Below are 18,497 nucleotides of genomic sequence, written 5' to 3'. Positions count from 1 at the left end.
CGCGGCTCGTGAGCGCGCGGCGCGAGGCGCCTTGCAGGCGCCGCCCTGAGTCAGCCGCCGCTTAGTAACGGATGACCGACGCGCCCCACGTGAAGCCGCCGCCAACGCCTTCGATCAGCACGTTCTGGCCGCGCTTGATGCGGCCGTCGCGCACCGCGACGTCGAGCGCGAGCGGAATGGAGGCCGCCGACGTATTGCCGTGCTCGCCCACCGTGACGACCATGCGCTCCTGCGGCAAGCCGAGCTTGCGGCAAGTGCTTTGCATGATGCGGATATTGGCCTGATGCGGAATGAGCCAGTCGATCTGATCCGCCGACAGATTCGCTTTCTCGAGTGCCTCGACCGCGACTTTTTCCAGCACGTTGACGGCCAGCTTGAACACCGCCTGCCCGTCCATGTGCAGGAACGCGCTGCCCGCCACCACGCCGCCGTTCACGTTGCCCGGCGTGCAGAGAATGTTCGAATGGCTGCCGTCCGCGTGCAACGCGCTCGACAGGACACCCGGTTCTGCCGAGGCCTGCAGAATCACCGCGCCCGCGCCGTCGCCGAACAGCACGCAGGTGGTGCGGTCGTTGAAATCGAGAATGCGCGAGAACGTCTCCGCGCCGACGACAAGCGCCGTGCGATGCTGGCCGCCGCGAATCAGGCTGTCCGCCATGGACACGGCATAGGCGAAACCGGAACACACGGCCTGGACGTCGAACGCCGCGCCGTGATTCCTGATGCCGAGCTTGTTCTGCAGCAAGCACGCCGTGCTCGGAAACACGAAGTCCGGCGTGGAGGTGGCGACAATGATCAGGTCGATGGCTTGCGGGTCGATGTCCGCCGCTTCGATCGCGCGCTGCGAGGCAATCTGCGCGAGGTCGCTCGTGGTGACGTCCGGGTCGGCGAAGTGACGCGCATGGATACCCGTGCGGGCCACGATCCATTCGTCGCTCGTCTCGACGCCCTGCTTCGCGAGACGCTCGGCGAGGTCCTGATTGGTGACGCGCGCGGGCGGCAGATAGCTGCCGGTTCCCAGAACGCGGGAATAAATTGTCGATTGAGCCATTATGCCTTCGAGGATTGCGCAGCGTAGGGCTCGGCCGGCTGGCCTGCGATGGGGCTTGCGTGACCCGCACCGCTTGCGTCGCGCGCCGCCTGTTCAAGAGAACCGGCGTTCTCTTCCATCGCTCGCGCAAGGCGCTCCAGCACGCCGTTTTTGACGGCATCATACCCGCGTTTGATAGCCCACTCAAACCCGTAGGCATCCGCCGAACCGTGGCTTTTGATCACCAGTCCGCGCAGGCCGAGCAGCGCGGCACCATTGTATTGCCGATGATCGACGCGCTTCTTGAAGCGCATCAATACCGGCAACGCGAGCACCGCCATCACCTTCGTGAGCCACGAACGGCCGAACTCTTCCTTGATGATGTTCGACAGCATCTGCGCGAGGCCTTCGGACGTCTTGAGCGCCACATTGCCGACGAAACCGTCGCACACGATCACGTCGACCGTGCCCTTGAAGATGTCGTTGCCTTCCACATTGCCGTGAAAGTTGAGCGTGCTCGCGCGCAGCAGTTCGCCGGCACGTTTGATGGTGTCGTTGCCCTTGATGACTTCCTCGCCGATATTGAGCAGCCCAATGGTAGGCCGCTCCTTACCTTCGAGCGCGGACACGAGCGCGTGCCCCATCTCCGCGAATTGCAGCAGATGCTGCGGTTCGCAGTCGACGTTGGCGCCCAGGTCGAGCATCATGGTGTAGCCGTTGGGGTTCGGCAGCGCGGACGCAATCGCCGGACGCTCGATGCCCGACAGCGTTTTCAGCACATAGCGCGAAACCGCCATCAGCGCGCCGGTATTGCCGGCGGAAATGCAGGCTTGCGCCTCGCCTTCCTTCACGCGGTTCAGCGCCACGCGCATGGATGAATCTTTTTTCTTGCGCAGCGCGACTTCCACCGGATCGTCCATCGCGACGATCTCGGAAGCGGATACGACCGTCAACGCCGACAGGTCCTGAGCCTTCAACTTCTTCAGCTGCGCACGAATCGCACTTTCAATGCCGACGAGCAGCAACTGCGCGTCAGGATGCGAGCGAACGAAGTTGACGGCAGCGGGAACGGTCACGGACGGGCCGTGGTCGCCTCCCATGCAATCTATCGTGAGCTTTACTGTCATGGAGTGCGGCGAATTTCAGACGCTCTGCATGGGATCGCAGTCAGCGCTGAAGCTGCAACTGCAATCGACACAAAAAAGCGGCAATTCAATGCCGCCTTTTTGCCGAGCCGGGAAAATGTCAAGCGAACTGATCGCCACGCGAAACGCCGGTTGGCGCAACGCAGTGAAACGATTAGTCGTTCTTCGTCTTGACGACTTTCTTGCCGCGATAGTAGCCGTTCGGGCTCACATGGTGACGCAGATGCACTTCGCCCGTGCTCGGTTCCACAGCCAGCGGCGCTGCCGTGAGGAAATCGTGCGAACGGTGCATGCCGCGCTTCGACGGCGACTTCTTATTTTGTTGAACTGCCATGACTAACTCCTAAAAATTTTCCGAATTCTAACACAGCCCGACGCGGTGTCCGCCATTGGCCGAATGGCCAATGCGCCCGCCTCGCGCTCCCATGCAACTGTTCAGTGCTTCTTGTCGCCCGGCTCGCCACGCTTGAGACTTTCGAGCGCCGCGAACGGATTCGGCCGCTCGGGCTCGCCGCCCTCATCCGCGCCGCCAGCCTCGTCCAGCGCAGCTTCGTCACCCTCGCCTTCGGCACCGGCCGCACCGGAGATGAGACTCTCGTGCACCTCGGGACAAACCTCGTGCTTGGGCACGAGCGGCAAGGAAAGCAGCAACTCTTCTTCGATCAGGTCGACGAGATCGAACTGGCGCGAGCCCACGATCACTTCGACCTCATCCTCGTCGAGCGGAAATTCTTCGGCTTCCGCCTCAGTGTTGACGATCCGGTAGGTCGCGTCGACATTGAACGCCTGCGAGTACGGTGTCATGCACCGCTGACATTCGAGCCAGGCCGCGCCGTGAATCGCCATCCTCAAGTAAGGCTGGGGACCCTCGGTGCCGTCGTCCTGCAATTCCGGCTGCGTCGCCCCTTCGGCTTGCCAGGTGAACGCGGTGTCGCGGTCTGGCGCTTCTGCCGGGACTTCGTTTAACATGCGCGGCAGTTGCGAGACGCGCACGACACCCGCGGCCTGCCGGCCGCTCCGCGCAAATTCGAACAGATCGAGTTCATGCGGGTCGGACAGACCTGCAGGTTTGCCAGGATGTTGAGTCATGTGCGCTCCTGCGTCGGCAATGTTCGCCGCCAAGTTTTGCTGCCAGGTTTCACCGCTAAATCACGGGACAAATCAGTTTGCGAGAAAACCGCGTAGCTTCAGTGATGCGCCAGCAGCCGTTCTCCGCTTGCTTCTATTCACTGCTGCGGCACGCACCGAGGCTCGCGTAACGCAAGCATACCGATGAAAAGCCCAAAATCATATCCGTTTTGTCTTTTCGAGTCAAACACTTAAGTCCGTACTTGCGCAGCATTCGCGCAACTGCGTACGCCCCGCCCTTCCAGCCGTCAACCGCTCATGCCTGATTCCCTAAAAAGCCCGCCACGCCTCATTCTGGCGTCGAGTTCGTCGTACCGCCGCAAGTTGCTCGAGCGTCTTCGCATTCCATTCGACGTGGCCGTGCCCGCGATCGACGAAACCCCGCACGCCAGCGAAACGCCCGAAGCCACCGCTTTGCGGCTCGCGGAGGCGAAGGCGCGCGCGGTGGCCGCGGCGCTTGCGCCGGACGACGCCGTGCTTGTGATCGGCTCCGATCAGGTCGCGACTTACGACGGCCTGCAAATCGGCAAACCGGGCACGCACGAGAAGGCGCTTGCGCAACTGCAGGCGATGCGGGGACGCGAAGTCCTGTTCCATAGCGCGCTGTGTCTTTTCGACAGCCGCTCGGGAGCCGCGCAGAGCGTCGACGTCATCACTCGCGTGCGTTTTCGCAATCTGCCGGATGCAGCGCTCGAAGCCTATCTGCTCGCCGAAACGCCCTATGACGTCGCGGGCAGCGCGAAGTCCGAGGGACTCGGCATTGCACTGCTCGAAGCGATCCACTCCGACGATCCGACGGCTCTCGTCGGTCTTCCGCTGATCGCGCTGTCGGACATGCTGATGACGGCGGGCTACCCGCTTTTGGGGGCGCAATGAGCGGCACGCTCTATCTGATCCCGAACACCCTAGGCGAAGGCGACGCCGACGCGCTCGGCGCCGTTCTCCCTGCTCCGGTTCGCGCCCGCGCCGCGGCGCTTCAGTACTACATCGGCGAAAACGCGAAAACGACCCGCGCTTTTCTGAAGAAAGTCGGCACCGAGCGGCCGATTCAGGAGATCGAGATCCGCGAACTCAACGTCAATACGCCGGCCGGCGAGATCGATAAACTGCTCGCGCCGGTCTTGGCCGGCACGGATGCCGGACTGGTGTCGGAAGCAGGCTGCCCGGCAGTTGCCGATCCGGGCGCGTTACTGGTGCGCCGGGCGCACGAGCGCGGCGTGAGGGTCGTGCCGTTCGTCGGCCCGAGCTCCATTCTTCTGGCACTGATGGCCTCGGGGCTCAACGGGCAAAGTTTTGCGTTTCACGGCTACTTGCCGGTCGACGCAGCAGAAAGGGCCAAGCGCCTGCGCGAGTTGGAAATGCAATCGCGCAAGGGCAAGCAGACGCAGATCTTTATTGAGACGCCGTACCGCAACCGGGCGCTGCTGGACACCTTGCTGGCCACCTGCGCACCTTCGACGCTTGTCTGCGTCGCTGTCGATCTGACGCTGGACACGGAAACCATCCGCAGTCACACGGTGGCGGACTGGAAGAAGAAACCTGCCATTGACCTGCACAAGCGGCCGGCGATCTTTCTCATATTGGCGACGTAAAGCCCGCACGCCGCGAGGAGAGGCCGCGTGCAACCGCGCGGCCGCCAACCTCAGCGCAGATTGAGCCTTGCGCCAGACGCCAGCGCGTGCACCGCGCCACCGCCCACTGCCGCGCCGAACTTGCGCGCGACGCGGTCGGTAATGCTCTCCTTCACCGTGTAGTCGACGATGTCCGGCGCCTTGATGATTTCGCGCGCCACGTAATTGGCATCGCCGAAACCGTCGGCGAGACCGAGCTCCACGCTTTTCTGGCCGGTCCAGAAAAGGCCGGAGAACATGTCCGGCGTCTCGTGCAGACGCTTGCCGCGCCCTTGACGCACGGCGTCGATGAACTGGCCATGAATCTGGTCGAGCATTTCCTGCGCATGCTGATCCATTTTCGGCGTTTCAGGCGAGAAGGGATCGTAAAAGCCCTTGTTCTCACCGGAAGTATGCAACCTGCGCTGGATCCCGAGCTTATCCATCAGCCCGGTGAAGCCGAAGCTGTCCATCAGCACGCCGATCGAGCCGACGATACTCGCCTTGTCGACGTAAATCTTGTCGCCGGCCGCCGCGGCATAGTAACCACCGGACGCGCACATGTCCCCCACCACGACGTAGAGGGGAATTGACGGATGTTTGGCACGCAAACGCCGCATTTCCTCATAAATGATGCCGGCCTGCACCGGACTGCCACCCGGGCTGTTGCAACGCAGGATGACGCCCGCCGTGCCCGCGTCCTCGAACGCGCTTTCGAGCGCGGCGCTAATATCTTCGGCGTTCGCGCGCGTATCGGCGGATATTTCGCCGTCAAGTGCAATGAGCGCCGTGTGGCGGCCCGACGCGGCGATCTTGTCGCCGGAGAAATCGAACACGGCCCATACCACGAGGCCCAGCACGACGAGGAACAATAGCCGGAAGAAGATCTTCCAGCGGCGCGCCGCCCGCTGCTCGTTAATGGCGGCGAGCGCAATACGCTCGAGCGCCGCGCGCTCCCAGCCGGGTTCGTCGGCGGAAGCGCGGTTGCGGCCGCTCATGGGCGGCTCTTTCGTTTCAGGCGTCAAGTTGTCGGACATGCGGACTCGGGAATGGTCGGGAAAGACGGGTAAAACGCGAAAAGCGGCGCGAAAGCTGAGCGCGGCGGCTAATCACGGCGGCAGATCACGGCGCGGCGGGACGCAATTCGCCGTCCGGCAACCAGAAAACGGCGCGGCCTTCGGGCGTGTCGCGCTCGTCCACCCGAAGCGCGCGCAACCGGCCGCCACGGCACGGACCGCCTACGCATTTGCCGGTATCCGGCGCATAAATGGCGCCATGTGTGGCGCACATCAAGTATAAGCCGGACGATTCGAAGAACTGACCCTCCGCCCAGTCGAGTTCCATGGGCACGTGCGCGCAGCGGTTCAAGTAGCCATAGGCGCGACCGTCATAGCGCACGAAAAACACCACAACCTCATCCGGGCCGATTCTCGCCGCGCGCCGAACGCCCATGCCGCCGTCGACCAGCTCCTCCGAGCCGCACACCCGCACGGCCTGCGCCGCAGCCTCCGCGGCCTGCCCGCTCGCGTTGTCGGTCGAACTCATGCGTTTTCCTTCAACCAGCCCGACAATGCGCTGACGCTAGACGCCACGTATTTCGGCGCGAGCGCGGAGAGCGAGTCGGCCGGATGGGCGCCGTAAGTCACGCCGATGCCCGCCACGCCCGCATTGATCGCCATCTGGAGATCATGCGTGGTGTCGCCGACCATCACCGTGCGCAGCGGGTCTTGCCCGAGCTCGCGCGTCAGTTCGTGCAGCATGGCCGGATGCGGTTTGGAGAACGTTTCGTCCGCGCAGCGCGTGCCGTCGAACAGGCTCGTAAGCCGCACCTGGTCGAGCGCGCGGTTCAGCCCGACGCGACTCTTGCCCGTCGCCACCGCGAGCAGATACCCCTGATCGCGCAGTTCCTGCAGCATCTCGCGCACGCCGGCGAACAGCTCCGTGGTCTGGTCCTTGACCAGATAGTGGAAGCGGTAGCGCTCGGCAAGGCGCGGGTAGTCGGCGGGATCGAGCGTGGGCGCGGCGATCTGCAGCGCGTCGCGCAAGCCAAGCCCGATGACGTAGCTCGCCGCTTCGTCCGCGGGCACCGGCAGGCCGAGATCGCGGCAGGCCGCCTGGATACTGCGCGTGATGTGCACGGTCGAATCCATCAGCGTGCCGTCCCAGTCGAAGACGATCAGATCAAATTGCTCTCTAGCCATGCGATGCCGTCTCCGGGTGTGACCCATTTCGTAGTTCGTTCAATTGCGCGATGAAGTTGCGGCACTCGGCCGGCAAGGGCGCCTCCAGCTGCAGCGGCGCGCCGGTTGCCGGGTGCGTGAGCTTCAACCGGTAAGCGTGCAGGAACATGCGCTTGAGCCCCGGCTTTGCGTTCGCGCGGGCGAGCGCCTTGTTGAGCGCAAAGTCGCCGTATTTGGCATCGCCGACGATCGGCAGTTCCAGGTGCTGCAGGTGCACGCGGATCTGATGGGTACGGCCCGTCTTCAACTCTGCCTCGAGCAGCGCGTATTCCGGCCAACGGTCGATCAGATTGAACACCGTGTGAGACGCGAGACCGTCAGCCTGCACGCGCACACGCCGTTCGCCGTCGGCGGTCACGTATTTGTGCAGCGGCTCCCTGACCGCCCGGCGACGCCCCCAGTCGCTCGCCCATTCGCCGTGAACGCACGCATAGTAGCGTTTATCCATCCGGTTTTCGCGAATCTGGTCGTGCAGATTCACGAGCGCCGAGCGCTTCTTCGCGAGCATCAGGATGCCGGAAGTTTCCCGGTCCAGCCGATGCACCAGTTCGAGGAATTTGGCCTGCGGACGCGCCTCGCGCATCTGCTCGATCACGCCGAAAGCGACGCCGCTGCCGCCGTGCACCGCGACGCCGGCCGGTTTGTCGATTACGAGCAGATGCTCGTCTTCGAAAATGATTCTGAACTGTGCGCTCGGCACGGGCGCCTGAGCGGCCGCCTCGTCGTGTTGCGCGACGCGAATGGGCGGCACGCGCACCAGGTCGCCGAGTTCGAGCCGGTATTGCGCGTCGATCCGGCCCTTGTTCACCCGCACTTCCCCGCTGCGCAAGATGCGGTAGATGTGGCTCTTGGGCACGCCTTTACAGACGCGCAACAAAAAGTTGTCGATGCGCTGTCCGGCCGCGCTGTCGTCGATCTCGATGACCGAGACCTGATCGCTCGCGACCGCGCTTGATACCGATTTCTGGGATATTTTGCCTAACTCTTTCATTCTGAATATAATTTGCCCAGCAGTCTGCGGCGGCCGGCGCAGTGTCCGGAATCCGGGCGGATTGCGCAGGTGCAAGCGTAAATCGTTATTTTACTTGCGCCGGGGGCTGGTTGCTCGCCCTGAAAATGAGATGCAACAAGTTGCATGCACGAGGTCAGTGCCCGGCAGGGACGGCGCCCACAGGCGCGTTCGGTCAAGGCCGGCCTCGACGGTAACGGAATTTTGGTAAAAAAGAATTTAACTTCCAGCTTCGGTATCGGGCGGCGTCACGCCCGGCTGTACGAAGCTGCTGGTTGCGAAAATACGGCGTGCGCCCGTGGCGTCTTGTAGAAAGTACAAGACTTGGCGACGTCAAAATGAGGCGAGACACCCCCAGCAGGAAAAGACGCGCCGCCTGCGCGAACTTCCCGTTGCGGCATGACCGCACCTTCGACCCTCCGGTCCCGCGCCCAGCAGGCGCGCCGGCGAGGGGGACGGGGGTTTTTGAAGGTCTGCCGGCAGAACCCGCGGCGTGTCGGGTCGTAATTTGAAGCCGTGTTCGCATGTGCCCTGCGGCACCGTGCCCCTGCGTTTATAGGGCCGGGCCCCCTCAGGCAATTCTCCCGCCATTCTTCCCGCTCCAGCGTGCTTGTGAAAACACAATAAGGCGCGGCATGCCGCTGCCTCCTGTTCTCGCGACTGACAACCGCAAGAATCGGAGGCCGGCCGAGCCGCTCTGGAGCCGTTCAATGAAACGCATGTTGTTCAATGCGACGCAGCAGGAAGAGTTGCGCGTCGCCATCGTCGATGGGCAAAAACTCATCGACATCGACATCGAAACCGCCGGGCGCGAACAGCGCAAAGGCAATATTTACAAGGGCATCATTACCCGCATCGAGCCGTCGCTCGAAGCCTGCTTCGTCAACTACGGCGAAGATCGCCACGGCTTCCTGCCGTTCAAGGAAGTCGCCCGCCAGTATTTCCGTGACGGCGTCGACATGCGCTCCGCGCGCATCCAGGACGCGCTGAAGGAAGGCCAGGAACTGATCGTCCAGGTCGAAAAGGAAGAGCGCGGCAACAAGGGCGCAGCGCTCACCACGTTCATCTCGCTCGCCGGCCGCTACCTCGTTCTGATGCCGAACAACCCGCGCGGCGGCGGCGTGTCGCGCCGTATCGAGGGCGACGACCGTCAGGAACTGCGCGAAACCATGGCGCAGTTGCAGTTGCCCGAAGGCATGAGCATCATCGCGCGCACGGCCGGCATCGGCCGCAGCGCCGAAGAACTGCAATGGGACCTGAACTACCTGATGCAGCTGTGGCGCGCCATCGAAGCCGCGTCGCAAAGCGGCTCGGCGGGTCAGCCTATGCTGATCTATCTCGAATCGAGCCTCGTGATTCGCGCGATTCGCGACTATTTCCAGCCGGATATCGGCGAAATCCTGATCGACACCACGGAAATTCATGACCAGGCGCGCGCCTTCATGGACATCGTGATGCCGGACAACGTCGGCAAGGTGAAGCGTTACCACGACGACGTGCCGCTCTTCTCGCGCTTCCAGATCGAGCATCAGATCGAAACGGCGTATTCGCGCACGGTGCCGCTGCCGTCGGGCGGCGCGATCGTGATCGACCACACCGAGGCGCTCGTCGCGATCGACGTCAACTCGGCCCGCGCCACCAAGGGCGCCGACATCGAGGAAACCGCCGCGCGCACCAACCTCGAAGCCGCCGACGAAGTCGCGCGCCAGTTGCGCCTGCGCGACCTGGGCGGCCTGATCGTGATCGACTTCATCGACATGGAGTCGGCCAAGAGCCAGCGCGAAGTCGAGCAGCGCCTGAAAGACGCGCTCAAGCACGACCGCGCGCGCGTCCAGATGGGCAAGATTTCGCGCTTCGGCCTGATGGAACTGTCGCGCCAGCGTCTGCGCCCGGCTCTGTCGGAAGGCAGCCACGTGACCTGCCCGCGCTGTAACGGCACGGGCCACATCCGCGATACCGAATCGTCCGCGCTGCAAGTGCTGCGGATCATTCAGGAAGAAGCGATGAAGGAAAACACCGCGGCGATCCATTGCCAGGTGCCGGTCGAAGTGACCGCCTTCCTGCTGAACGAAAAGCGCTCGGAGATCAACAAGATCGAGTCGCGCTTCAAGGTCAACGTCGTGCTGGTGCCGAACAAGCATCTCGACACGCCGCATTACAAGCTGGAGCGTCTGCGTCACGACGACGCGCGCCTCGACGATCCGCGCGCGTCGTGGAAAATGGCCGAGGAAGCGGCTCGCGAAATGGAGTCGGAAACCGGCTACAGCAAGCGCACCGAAGAAGTGAAGCCGAAGCAGGAAGCGGCGGTCAAGGGCATCACGCCTGAAAAGCCGGCGCCGAGCGCACCGGTTCGTCCGGCGGCAGAACCGGCTCCCGTGGCGGCGACGCCGGCGAGCGGCGGGTTCATCGGCTGGTTGAAGAATCTGTTCGGCATGCAGCCGGCGGCGCCGGCGACTGTCGTACCGGCCGCGCCCGAAAAGCAGGCACGTCCGCAACGCGGCGAGCGCCAGGAGCGGGGTGAGCGTACCGGCGAGCGCGGCGGCGACCGCAACCGTAATCGCCGTGGCGGCGCGGGCGCCCGCGATGCCGCGGCACGCCCGGAAGGCACGAACGGCGGTCGTCAGGGTCAGCAGCCGTCGCAGCGCCGTGAGGAACGCGAACCGCGCGAAGGTCGTGAAGCACGTGAGCCGCGCGAGGCACGTGAACCGCGCGGCAACCGCGAAGGACGCGAGCCGCGTGAAGCCCGCGAGAGCCGCGAGAGCCGCGAGAGCCGCGACAATCGTGACAATCGTGACAATCGCGGCGGCGACCGTGCCGAAACGGCAGAAAACACGCCGCGCGGCGAACGTCAGGAACGCGGTGAGCGCCGTGAACGGGGCGAGCGCGCTGAGCGCGGCGAGCGTCGCAAGCAGCAGGCGGAAAGCGCGGACGCCTTGACGCAACCCGACACGCAAACCGCGGAAGAACTGGTGCCAAACCAGGCCGCCGTCACCGAAAATGCTGCGCCGGCCGATCGGGAAGCCGTGGCGCGCGAGGGTGAAGAGCGTCGTCGCCGCCGTCGCGGCCGTCGCGGCGGTCGTCGCGAGCGCGAAGAGGACGTGAACGGCAACCTGGCTGCGGATGTTGCCGAAGCCGAGGGCGACAACGTCAACGTCAGCGAAGAAGCCCCGCTGCGTGCGGCTCAGCAGCCGGCGGAACGCAAGCCGGAAGCAAACGAAGCCGCCGTAGCCAAGGAAATGGCGCCGGTGGAAGTCGTCGTGGCGGCTGTCGCGACCGAGCAGGCCGTGGTCACCGAGCTGCATGCGGCTACGGAAACGCCCGCTCTCGCCGCCGAAAAGGCCGCGAAGACGGAAACCATCGTGCCGGTCGCTGAGGTTCCGGCTGCTCCGGCGGCTGTCGAGCCGGTCGCAGAGGTGCCCGTCGCGCAAGCTGCCACGCCGGTGGAACCGGCGCAGACGGCGCCTGCGGCTGCGGAGACGGTGTCGCTGGTGGAACCGGTCGTTCGCGAACAGGCCGCCGAGGTGCAAGCCGCGCCGGTTCAGGCGCAGCCCGCCGCTCCCGCTGAGGTAGTTGCAGCGCCGGCCGCTGAAGTCGCGCCGCAAGCGGAAATCGTCGAGCCCAAGCCGGCTGTGACCGCAGCCGCGCCGGCGGTGGAACCGGCCGCTGCAGCCGCCGCACCGCAAGCGCCGCAAGCGCATCAAGCCGCGCCGGCAGCGGACGCGCCGCAAACCGCGCGGCCGTCGCAGGCAGCGTTCAATGGCGGCGTTTCGGCCGAAGCGCTGAAGCCGGTGCTGGAAAAAGCGGGGCTCGTCTGGGTCAATACCGACGCGGACAAGCTGCGCGCCGCCCAGGAAGCGGCTGCCCAGACCGTGAAACCGCCGCGTGTCGTGCGCGAGCGCAGGCCCTTGCCGCCCGTCGACAGCACGCCGATGCAGCAGGTGGAAACGGTGCGACATCCGCAGTAAGTCTGTGGCGCATCGCGTCGTGTCGAAAAGCCCGCCCTTACCGGCGGGCTTTTTTTCGCCCGAATCCGCCGCCGGACAGACACGGGTCCAACCGCCCTCCTCCCCGTATACCCCGACAGCGCCGGCCTTCCCCCAGCCGCGAGATGCATTTCCGCTAGAATGAATCACTCGTCCTTCCGGTTTGACGCAACGCAAGCAACCCATGTCCCGACGCATCATCCCTGTTGCCGATCTCAGCGCGGCGCCTGTCATCTCCGGGCCGCTGCAGACACCTAACGGCGCGCTGCACGACACCCTCGCACGCCCGCTGCGCGACCTGCGTATTTCGGTGACGGACCGCTGCAATTTCCGCTGCGTCTACTGCATGCCGCGCGCCGTCTTCGACAAGGACTATGCGTTTCTGCCGCACAGCGCGTTGCTGACTTTTGAGGAAATCGAACGGCTCGCGCGGCTTTTCGTCGCGCATGGCGTCGAAAAAATTCGTCTGACGGGCGGCGAGCCGCTCCTGCGCAAGAATCTGGAGTTCCTGATCGAGCGGCTGTCGCAGCTCACCACGCCGGCCGGCCGGCCGCTCGACCTGACGCTGACCACCAACGGCTCGCTTCTCGCGCGCAAAGCGCGCAGCCTGAAAGACGCCGGTCTGTCCCGCGTCACGGTCAGCCTCGACGCGCTCGACGACACGCTGTTTCGCCGCATGAACGACGCTGACTTCGCGGTCGCCGACGTGCTCGACGGCATTGCCGCCGCGCAGGCCGTGGGCCTCGCGCCCGTCAAGGTCAACATGGTGGTCAAGCGCGGCACGAACGACAGCGAAATCGTCCCCATGGCGCGCCACTTCAAAGGCTCGGGCGCGGTGCTGCGCTTTATCGAATACATGGACGTCGGCACGTCGAACGGCTGGAATATGACCGAAGTGCTGCCGTCAGCCGAGGTGATCGCGCGCATCGCCGAGCATTTCCCGCTCGCGCCGCTCGAAGCGCACAGCGCCGCCGAAACCGCCCAGCGCTGGGGTTACGCAGACGGCAGCGGCGAGATCGGCGTGATCTCGAGCGTGACGCGCGCCTTTTGCGGCAGCTGCACGCGCGCGCGCCTTTCGACGGAGGGCAAGCTGTACCTGTGCCTCTTTGCCTCGGCCGGACATGATCTGCGCGCGTTGCTGCGCGGCGGGGCGAGCGATGCCGACATCGCCACCGCCGTCGCGGAAATCTGGCAGGGGCGCGCCGACCGCTACTCGCAACTGCGCGGCAGCAATACCGCCGAGCCGGGCGCGCAGGATGCGCGGCGCGTCGAGATGTCGTATATCGGCGGTTGATTCGCAGGCATGCAGCGACTCCCGCGTCCATCGCGCGAACAGATCACGGGCCTCGTGCTCGCAGGCGGCCGCGGCACCCGCATGGGCGGCGTCGACAAGGGCCTGCAGCCGCTCCACGGTGAACCGTTGGCCGCCCACGTCCTCACGCGCCTCGCGCCGCAGACGGGCGCGCTGCTGATCAGCGCCAATCGTCACGCCGATATCTACGCGGCGCTGGGTGCGCCGTTCGGCGCGAAAGTCGTCGCGGACACGCTGCCCGAATTTCCCGGACCGCTCGCCGGTTTGCTCGCCGGTTTGCGTGCGGTACGCAGCGATTACCTGCTCAGCGCGCCGTGCGACAGCCCGTGGCTGCCCGCCGACCTGGCCGCGCGCCTCGCAGACGCGCTCGCGTCCAATTCGGCCGACATCGCGACCGTCACGACTTGCGACGCCGGAGGCAAGCGGTCGCTCCACCCCGTCTTCGCGCTGCTGCACACCCGTCTCACCGACGATCTCGCGGACTTTCTGCAGGCCGGCGAGCGTAAGGTTCGCGCGTGGTACGCGCGCCACAAGACCGTGGAAGTCGCCTTTGCCGACGAGCGCGCGTTTTACAATATCAATTCTTTACAAGAACTCGCCGACCTCGAGCGTCATCGGGGCCCCGGCTGAAATCCCGCTCCGCCGCACGGCCTCTGCCAGTCCCGCCGCCGGCCGCGACGTCCAGCTTCTTCATGACCACGCACAACGAATTTTCCCGCTGCGTCGCGCAGTACGATCCTCACGCGCTGCCTGTGCCGGCCGCTCAGGCGATCACGCGCGAATGGGCCACGCCGGTCACGGCCGTCGAGCGCGTCGCGCTGCGCGACGCACTCGACCGCGTGCTCGCCGCGGACATCGTCTCGCCCATCGACGTGCCGTCGCACGACAATTCGGCGATGGACGGCTATGCGTTCAATGGCGCCGCGCTGGCGGCAGCCGCGCCGGCCGTCGAACTGACGGTCGTCGGCAAAGCCTTGGCGGGCCATCCGTTTCCCGGCCGCGTCGAGGGCGCGCAATGCGTGCGCGTGATGACGGGCGCGTGCATTCCGCAAGGCTGCGACACGGTGGTGCCGCAAGAGCTGGTTGAGCGCAGCGCAGACTCGGCTTCGATCCGCTTTTTAGCCGACGCCGTGCGCGCCGGCGCAAACCGGCGCCTTGCCGGCGAAGATCTCGCCCGCGGCCACGCGGCGTTGCGCGCGGGCCGCGTGCTCCGCGCGTCCGACCTGGGCTTGCTGGCTTCGCTCGGCATCGGCGAAATCAATGTCCGGCGGCGCCTGCGCGTCGCGTTCTTTTCGACCGGCGACGAACTGCGCTCGCTCGGCGAACCGCTCGACGCGGGCTCCGTGTACGACAGCAATCGCTACACGCTCTTTGCCATGCTGCGGCGCCTGAACGTGGACACCCTCGATCTCGGTGTGATCCGCGACGAACCCGCCGCGCTCGAGGCCGCGCTGCGCAGCGCCGCGGCGAGCGCGGACGTGGTGCTGACCTCGGGCGGCGTCTCCGTCGGCGAGGCCGATTTCACGAGGCAGATGTTGCAGACATTCGGCGACGTCGCGTTCTGGAGCCTCGCCATGCGCCCGGGCCGCCCTCTCGCGTTTGGCCGCGTCTGGTCCGGCGGGCGGCCGGGTCTTGGGCTGCCTGCGTTATTCTTCGGTCTGCCGGGCAATCCTGTGGCCGTCATGGTGACGTTCTATCAGATCGTGCGCGAGGTCCTGCTGCTCATGTCCGGCGCAACGCCACAACCGCTGCCGGTGATCCAGGCGGCAAGCCAGTGCCCGATCCGCAAGCGGCCCGGACGGACCGAGTTTCAGCGCGGCATCGCCACGCAGGCTGCGAACGGTGCTAACGGTGCAAACGGCCAGTGGCAGGTCACACCGACAGGCTCGCAGAGCTCGGGCGTGCTGAGTTCGATGAGCGAGGCCAACTGTTTCATCGTGCTCGGCCACGATGAAGGTGACATCGCCGAGGGCGAACGCGTGAGTATCATGCTGTTCCATGGCCTGATCTGACGGTTCCGCGCGTTCACGACCCGGCGCTTTCTCGCGTTCACGTTTTGCTTTACCCATTACCACTACGACATGCGGGTTTGACTTACATGAAAAAACAGATCTCGTTCATTGCACCGGGACAAACGGCTAAAGCACTTATCCTCGTCTATCTGACGTTTTCGGTGCCTATCGTGCTGCTCGGCGTGCTGGTCGCGTTCGTGCGCTATGGCTCGGTCGAACTGAGCACGGTGTTCAGCGCCCTGCTGTTGAACGCGATTCTTGGCTTCATCCTGCTGTGGATTGCCTGCCACGCGTACAACTGGGTCGCGTCGCGCTTCGGCGGCATTGAGATCCAGCTGACGGACGCACCGGAAGAAGCCTGACCCGCGTTGCAAGGCGGGCCATGGTGGCCGCGCCGGCCACTGCTACCGCCGCCCGCGACGCCGGCCTAGCCGTCGCGACGCCGGACCGATGCCGGACCGATGCCGGCCGTCGCGCGAGGCCGATGCCGGCTGCTGACGTCAACGTTGACGGTTCACACGCCGCGCCGGCCTCCTGCCGCCTCACTGCTCGTCGGGCTCGATGCCCGACAATGCACCGCCTATCAAGCCATTCGCCTCCTCGCCCGGCAACGCTTCCACGTCGCGCAGCTTGCGGCTCATGACGCGAGTGCGCGTCTCCGCTGCCTCGATGGAACGCGTGACCGTTTCAAGCTGCGTCTTCGTTTTCGCAAGCACGTCGCCGAATTTGCCGAACTCCGTCTTGACCGCGCCGAGCACCTGCCACACCTCACTCGAACGCCGTTCGATTGCGAGCGTACGGAAACCCATCTGCAAACTGTTGAGCAGCGCGGTCAGCGTGGTCGGGCCGGCAATCGTGACGCGGTAATCGCGTTGCAGCAGGTCCGAGAGCCCTGGCCGGCGCAGCACTTCGGCGTATAGACCCTCGGTCGGCAGGAACAGCAGCGCAAAATCTGTGGTGTGCGGCGGCGACACGTATTTTTCTGCGATGGTCCGCGCCTCGGCGCGAATCCGCGCTTCCAACGCGCGTGACGCTTCTTCCACCGCGACCGGATCGGCGCGTTCCTGCGCGTCGATCAGACGCTCGTAGTCTTCGCGCGGAAATTTCGCGTCGATCGGCAGCCACACCGGCGCTGCCGCGCTGCCGGCGCCGCCCGCTTCGACCCGTCCCGGCAAGCGGATGGCGAACTCGACGCGGTCCGCGCTCTTCGGCACGGTGGCCACATTCTTCGCATATTGGTCCGCGGTGAGCATCTGCTCGAGCAGCGCTTCAAGCTGGACTTCTCCCCATGTGCCGCGCGTCTTGACGTTCGTCAGCACCTTCTTGAGATCGCCGACGCCCGCCGCCAGCGTCTGCATCTCGCCCAAACCGCGGTGCACCTGCTCGAGCCGGTCGGACACGAGCTTGAACGATTCGCCGAGGCGCTGTTCGAGCGTCGCATGCAGTTTTTCGTCGACGGTACGGCGCATTTCCTCCAGCTTCGTGGCGTTGTTCGCCTCGATGTCCTTCAGCCGCTGCTCGATGGTCGCGCGAACCTCGGCAAAGCGCCGATCGTTCGCTTCGGTCAGTTGGCCGAGTTGCAAGCTGAGCGTATCGCCGAATTGCTTGAGCGAGCGCCCCTGTTCATCGCGCGCCTGCTGCGCCTGTTGCTGCAGGCTGTGCCGCACGGCGTCGAGCTGCTGCGCGAAGCCGTCGATCTTGCCGCCCTGCACGGTCGTCATGCTGCTGAATTGCGCGGCGAGCGTCTGCTGGAAATGCGCGAAGCCACTGCTCTGCTCAGTGCGCGACACGCGCGCCGTCTCGGCGATGTCATTGCGCAATTGCCGCTCGAGACGCTCGTACGCGTGCGCCTGCGCATCCGCCGCGGCGTCGATGCGTTCGCTCAGCAGTTCGAACTGTTCCTGCCCGGCCGCGGCGCGCTGCCCGCGCATCAGGATGGCCAACGCAAGCACGAGCGCCACCGCCAGCACGGCGACGGCCGCGATAAGCACCATCGTCATGCACGTGCCCGGCCGATAACTTCGGCGTTGATCGGATTAGGCGGCTGACCCGCGCGCGGGCCTTCGCCGAGACCGGCAATCAGGTTATCCGCGGCGAGGTTGGCCATCGCGCGGCGCGTGGCTTCCGTGGCGCTCGCAATGTGCGGCGTCAACACGACGTTTGGCACGGTGAGCAAGTCCGGGTTCAGATTCGGCTCGCCTTCGAACACGTCGAGGCCCGCGGCGGCGATCTGCTTCGCGCGCAGTGCCTCGACGAGCGCCGCATCGTCGACGATGCCGCCGCGCGCGATATTGGTCAGCGTCGCAGTCGGCTTCATCAGCGCGAGTTCGGCCGCGCCGATCGTGTGATGGTTCTCGTTCGTGTAGGGCAGAACGAGCACGACATGATCGGCACGCCGCAGCAGGTCCTGCTTCGATACATATTCGGCGTTCAGCTCCGCTTCGATTTCCGGCGCGACGCGCGAACGGTTGTGATAGATAACCTGCATATTGAAGCCGCGCGCGCGCCGCGCGAGCGCCTGACCGATCCGCCCCATGCCGATCACGCCGAGCGTCGAGCCATAGAGGTCGCTGCCGAGAAAGCTGTCGTACGACCATTTCTGCCATTTGCCCGCGCGCAGCCAGTGCTCCGATTCGGCGATGCGCCGCGCCGCGGCCATCATCAGCGCCCAGCCGAAGTCCGCCGTCGATTCGTTGAGCACGTCCGGCGTATTGGTGCCGAGCACGTTCGCCGCGTTGAACGCCGCCATGTCGAAATTGTTGTAGCCCACGGCCATGTTCGACACCACACGAAGACGCGGCGCGGCCGCGAGCACGTCGGCGCCGATGGGGTCGCCGGCCGTGAGCGCGCCGTCCTTGTCGGCGAGGCGGCGCTTCAATTCCTCCGCGGACAGCACGTCGCCCTGATTCCAGTCGACGTCGAAATAGCGTTGAAGCCGTTCGATCACGTCAGGAAAGATCGGACGGGCGACGAGTATCTTCTGCATTGCAATTCTCCGTGTAGCGTGTCGAGTTCGACGGCCTCGGCA

17 protein-coding genes are annotated in these 18,497 nt (G+C 65.2%); 7 read left to right on the top strand and 10 right to left on the bottom strand.

Features of this window, described 5'->3' with window-relative positions; genetic code table 11:
- Window positions 1-61: 61 nt before the first annotated feature.
- The 4 genes from ACEN8U_RS18800 to ACEN8U_RS18785 all read right to left on the bottom strand — a co-directional run bounded on the left by ACEN8U_RS18800 (window position 62) and on the right by ACEN8U_RS18785 (window position 3,264).
- On the bottom strand, window positions 62-1,051 hold the full coding sequence (locus ACEN8U_RS18800; protein ID WP_013589163.1) for a beta-ketoacyl-ACP synthase III: 990 nt from the start codon (window positions 1,049-1,051) through the stop codon (window positions 62-64).
- The gene (gene plsX / locus ACEN8U_RS18795; protein WP_035482186.1) at window positions 1,051-2,157 is read right to left on the bottom strand and encodes a phosphate acyltransferase PlsX; all 1,107 of its coding nucleotides are present in this window, start codon (window positions 2,155-2,157) and stop codon (window positions 1,051-1,053) included. Before plsX ends, ACEN8U_RS18800 begins: the two co-directional genes overlap by 1 nt.
- A gap of 172 nt (window positions 2,158-2,329) precedes the next feature.
- Entirely contained in the window at window positions 2,330-2,509 is a 180-nt protein-coding gene (rpmF, locus tag ACEN8U_RS18790; protein ID WP_006051932.1) for a 50S ribosomal protein L32, read from the bottom strand.
- 101 nt (window positions 2,510-2,610) lie between these two features.
- Window positions 2,611-3,264, bottom strand: a complete 654-nt coding sequence (locus ACEN8U_RS18785) for a DUF177 domain-containing protein (RefSeq protein WP_041745637.1) — start codon at window positions 3,262-3,264, stop codon at window positions 2,611-2,613.
- Window positions 3,265-3,561: 297 nt separating this feature from the next.
- Between ACEN8U_RS18785 and ACEN8U_RS18780 the strand changes: the two genes are divergently transcribed.
- The gene (locus ACEN8U_RS18780; RefSeq protein WP_041745639.1) at window positions 3,562-4,179 is read left to right on the top strand and encodes a Maf-like protein; all 618 of its coding nucleotides are present in this window, start codon (window positions 3,562-3,564) and stop codon (window positions 4,177-4,179) included.
- On the top strand, window positions 4,176-4,895 hold the full coding sequence (locus tag ACEN8U_RS18775) for an SAM-dependent methyltransferase (RefSeq protein ID WP_015003403.1): 720 nt from the start codon (window positions 4,176-4,178) through the stop codon (window positions 4,893-4,895). Before ACEN8U_RS18780 ends, ACEN8U_RS18775 begins: the two co-directional genes overlap by 4 nt.
- A gap of 50 nt (window positions 4,896-4,945) precedes the next feature.
- On the opposite strand, the gene ACEN8U_RS18770 is transcribed toward ACEN8U_RS18775, so the two are convergent.
- The 4 genes from ACEN8U_RS18770 to ACEN8U_RS18755 form a co-directional block, all read right to left on the bottom strand.
- Window positions 4,946-5,950 carry a S49 family peptidase gene (locus ACEN8U_RS18770; RefSeq protein ID WP_015003404.1) on the bottom strand — a complete coding sequence of 335 codons (1,005 nt, stop codon included), beginning with the start codon at window positions 5,948-5,950 and terminating at the stop codon, window positions 4,946-4,948.
- A gap of 85 nt (window positions 5,951-6,035) precedes the next feature.
- Window positions 6,036-6,458 carry a Rieske (2Fe-2S) protein gene (locus tag ACEN8U_RS18765; protein WP_015003405.1) on the bottom strand — a complete coding sequence of 141 codons (423 nt, stop codon included), beginning with the start codon at window positions 6,456-6,458 and terminating at the stop codon, window positions 6,036-6,038.
- Window positions 6,455-7,114, bottom strand: a complete 660-nt coding sequence (locus ACEN8U_RS18760; RefSeq protein WP_013589170.1) for an HAD-IIIA family hydrolase — start codon at window positions 7,112-7,114, stop codon at window positions 6,455-6,457. Before ACEN8U_RS18760 ends, ACEN8U_RS18765 begins: the two co-directional genes overlap by 4 nt.
- Complete coding sequence (locus ACEN8U_RS18755; RefSeq protein WP_015003406.1) at window positions 7,107-8,144, bottom strand: RluA family pseudouridine synthase; 1,038 nt, start codon at window positions 8,142-8,144, stop codon at window positions 7,107-7,109. Before ACEN8U_RS18755 ends, ACEN8U_RS18760 begins: the two co-directional genes overlap by 8 nt.
- Before the next feature lie 728 nt (window positions 8,145-8,872).
- On the opposite strand from ACEN8U_RS18755, the gene ACEN8U_RS18750 reads away from it, so the two are divergent.
- From ACEN8U_RS18750 to ACEN8U_RS18730, 5 genes are all read left to right on the top strand, one after another.
- Entirely contained in the window at window positions 8,873-12,127 is a 3,255-nt protein-coding gene (locus ACEN8U_RS18750; RefSeq protein ID WP_413658618.1) for an Rne/Rng family ribonuclease, read from the top strand.
- A 202-nt stretch (window positions 12,128-12,329) separates the two neighbouring features.
- Complete coding sequence (gene moaA / locus ACEN8U_RS18745) at window positions 12,330-13,439, top strand: GTP 3',8-cyclase MoaA (RefSeq protein ID WP_015003408.1); 1,110 nt, start codon at window positions 12,330-12,332, stop codon at window positions 13,437-13,439.
- A gap of 9 nt (window positions 13,440-13,448) precedes the next feature.
- Window positions 13,449-14,087: a molybdenum cofactor guanylyltransferase MobA gene (gene mobA, locus ACEN8U_RS18740; RefSeq protein ID WP_015003409.1), complete on the top strand. Its 639-nt coding sequence runs from the start codon at window positions 13,449-13,451 to the stop codon at window positions 14,085-14,087.
- Window positions 14,088-14,149: 62 nt separating this feature from the next.
- Window positions 14,150-15,469 (top strand): gephyrin-like molybdotransferase Glp, encoded by a 1,320-nt coding sequence (gene glp, locus ACEN8U_RS18735; RefSeq protein ID WP_015003410.1) that lies wholly within the window; start codon window positions 14,150-14,152, stop codon window positions 15,467-15,469.
- Window positions 15,470-15,555: 86 nt separating this feature from the next.
- The gene (locus tag ACEN8U_RS18730) at window positions 15,556-15,831 is read left to right on the top strand and encodes a hypothetical protein (protein WP_006053283.1); all 276 of its coding nucleotides are present in this window, start codon (window positions 15,556-15,558) and stop codon (window positions 15,829-15,831) included.
- A gap of 180 nt (window positions 15,832-16,011) precedes the next feature.
- Here ACEN8U_RS18730 and ACEN8U_RS18725 read toward each other — a convergent pair whose 3' ends face one another.
- Both ACEN8U_RS18725 and ACEN8U_RS18720 read right to left on the bottom strand, forming a co-directional pair.
- The gene (locus ACEN8U_RS18725; protein ID WP_015003411.1) at window positions 16,012-17,469 is read right to left on the bottom strand and encodes a DNA recombination protein RmuC; all 1,458 of its coding nucleotides are present in this window, start codon (window positions 17,467-17,469) and stop codon (window positions 16,012-16,014) included.
- Window positions 17,466-18,455 carry a 2-hydroxyacid dehydrogenase gene (locus ACEN8U_RS18720; protein WP_015003412.1) on the bottom strand — a complete coding sequence of 330 codons (990 nt, stop codon included), beginning with the start codon at window positions 18,453-18,455 and terminating at the stop codon, window positions 17,466-17,468. The genes ACEN8U_RS18725 and ACEN8U_RS18720 overlap by 4 nt, the downstream gene beginning before the upstream one ends.
- Between the last annotated feature and the right edge of the window lie 42 nt (window positions 18,456-18,497).

The organism is Paraburkholderia phenoliruptrix (assembly GCF_047325075.1).
Taxonomy (GTDB): Bacteria; Pseudomonadota; Gammaproteobacteria; order Burkholderiales; family Burkholderiaceae; genus Paraburkholderia; species Paraburkholderia phenoliruptrix.
This window is presented reverse-complemented; position numbering and strand designations above follow the sequence as displayed.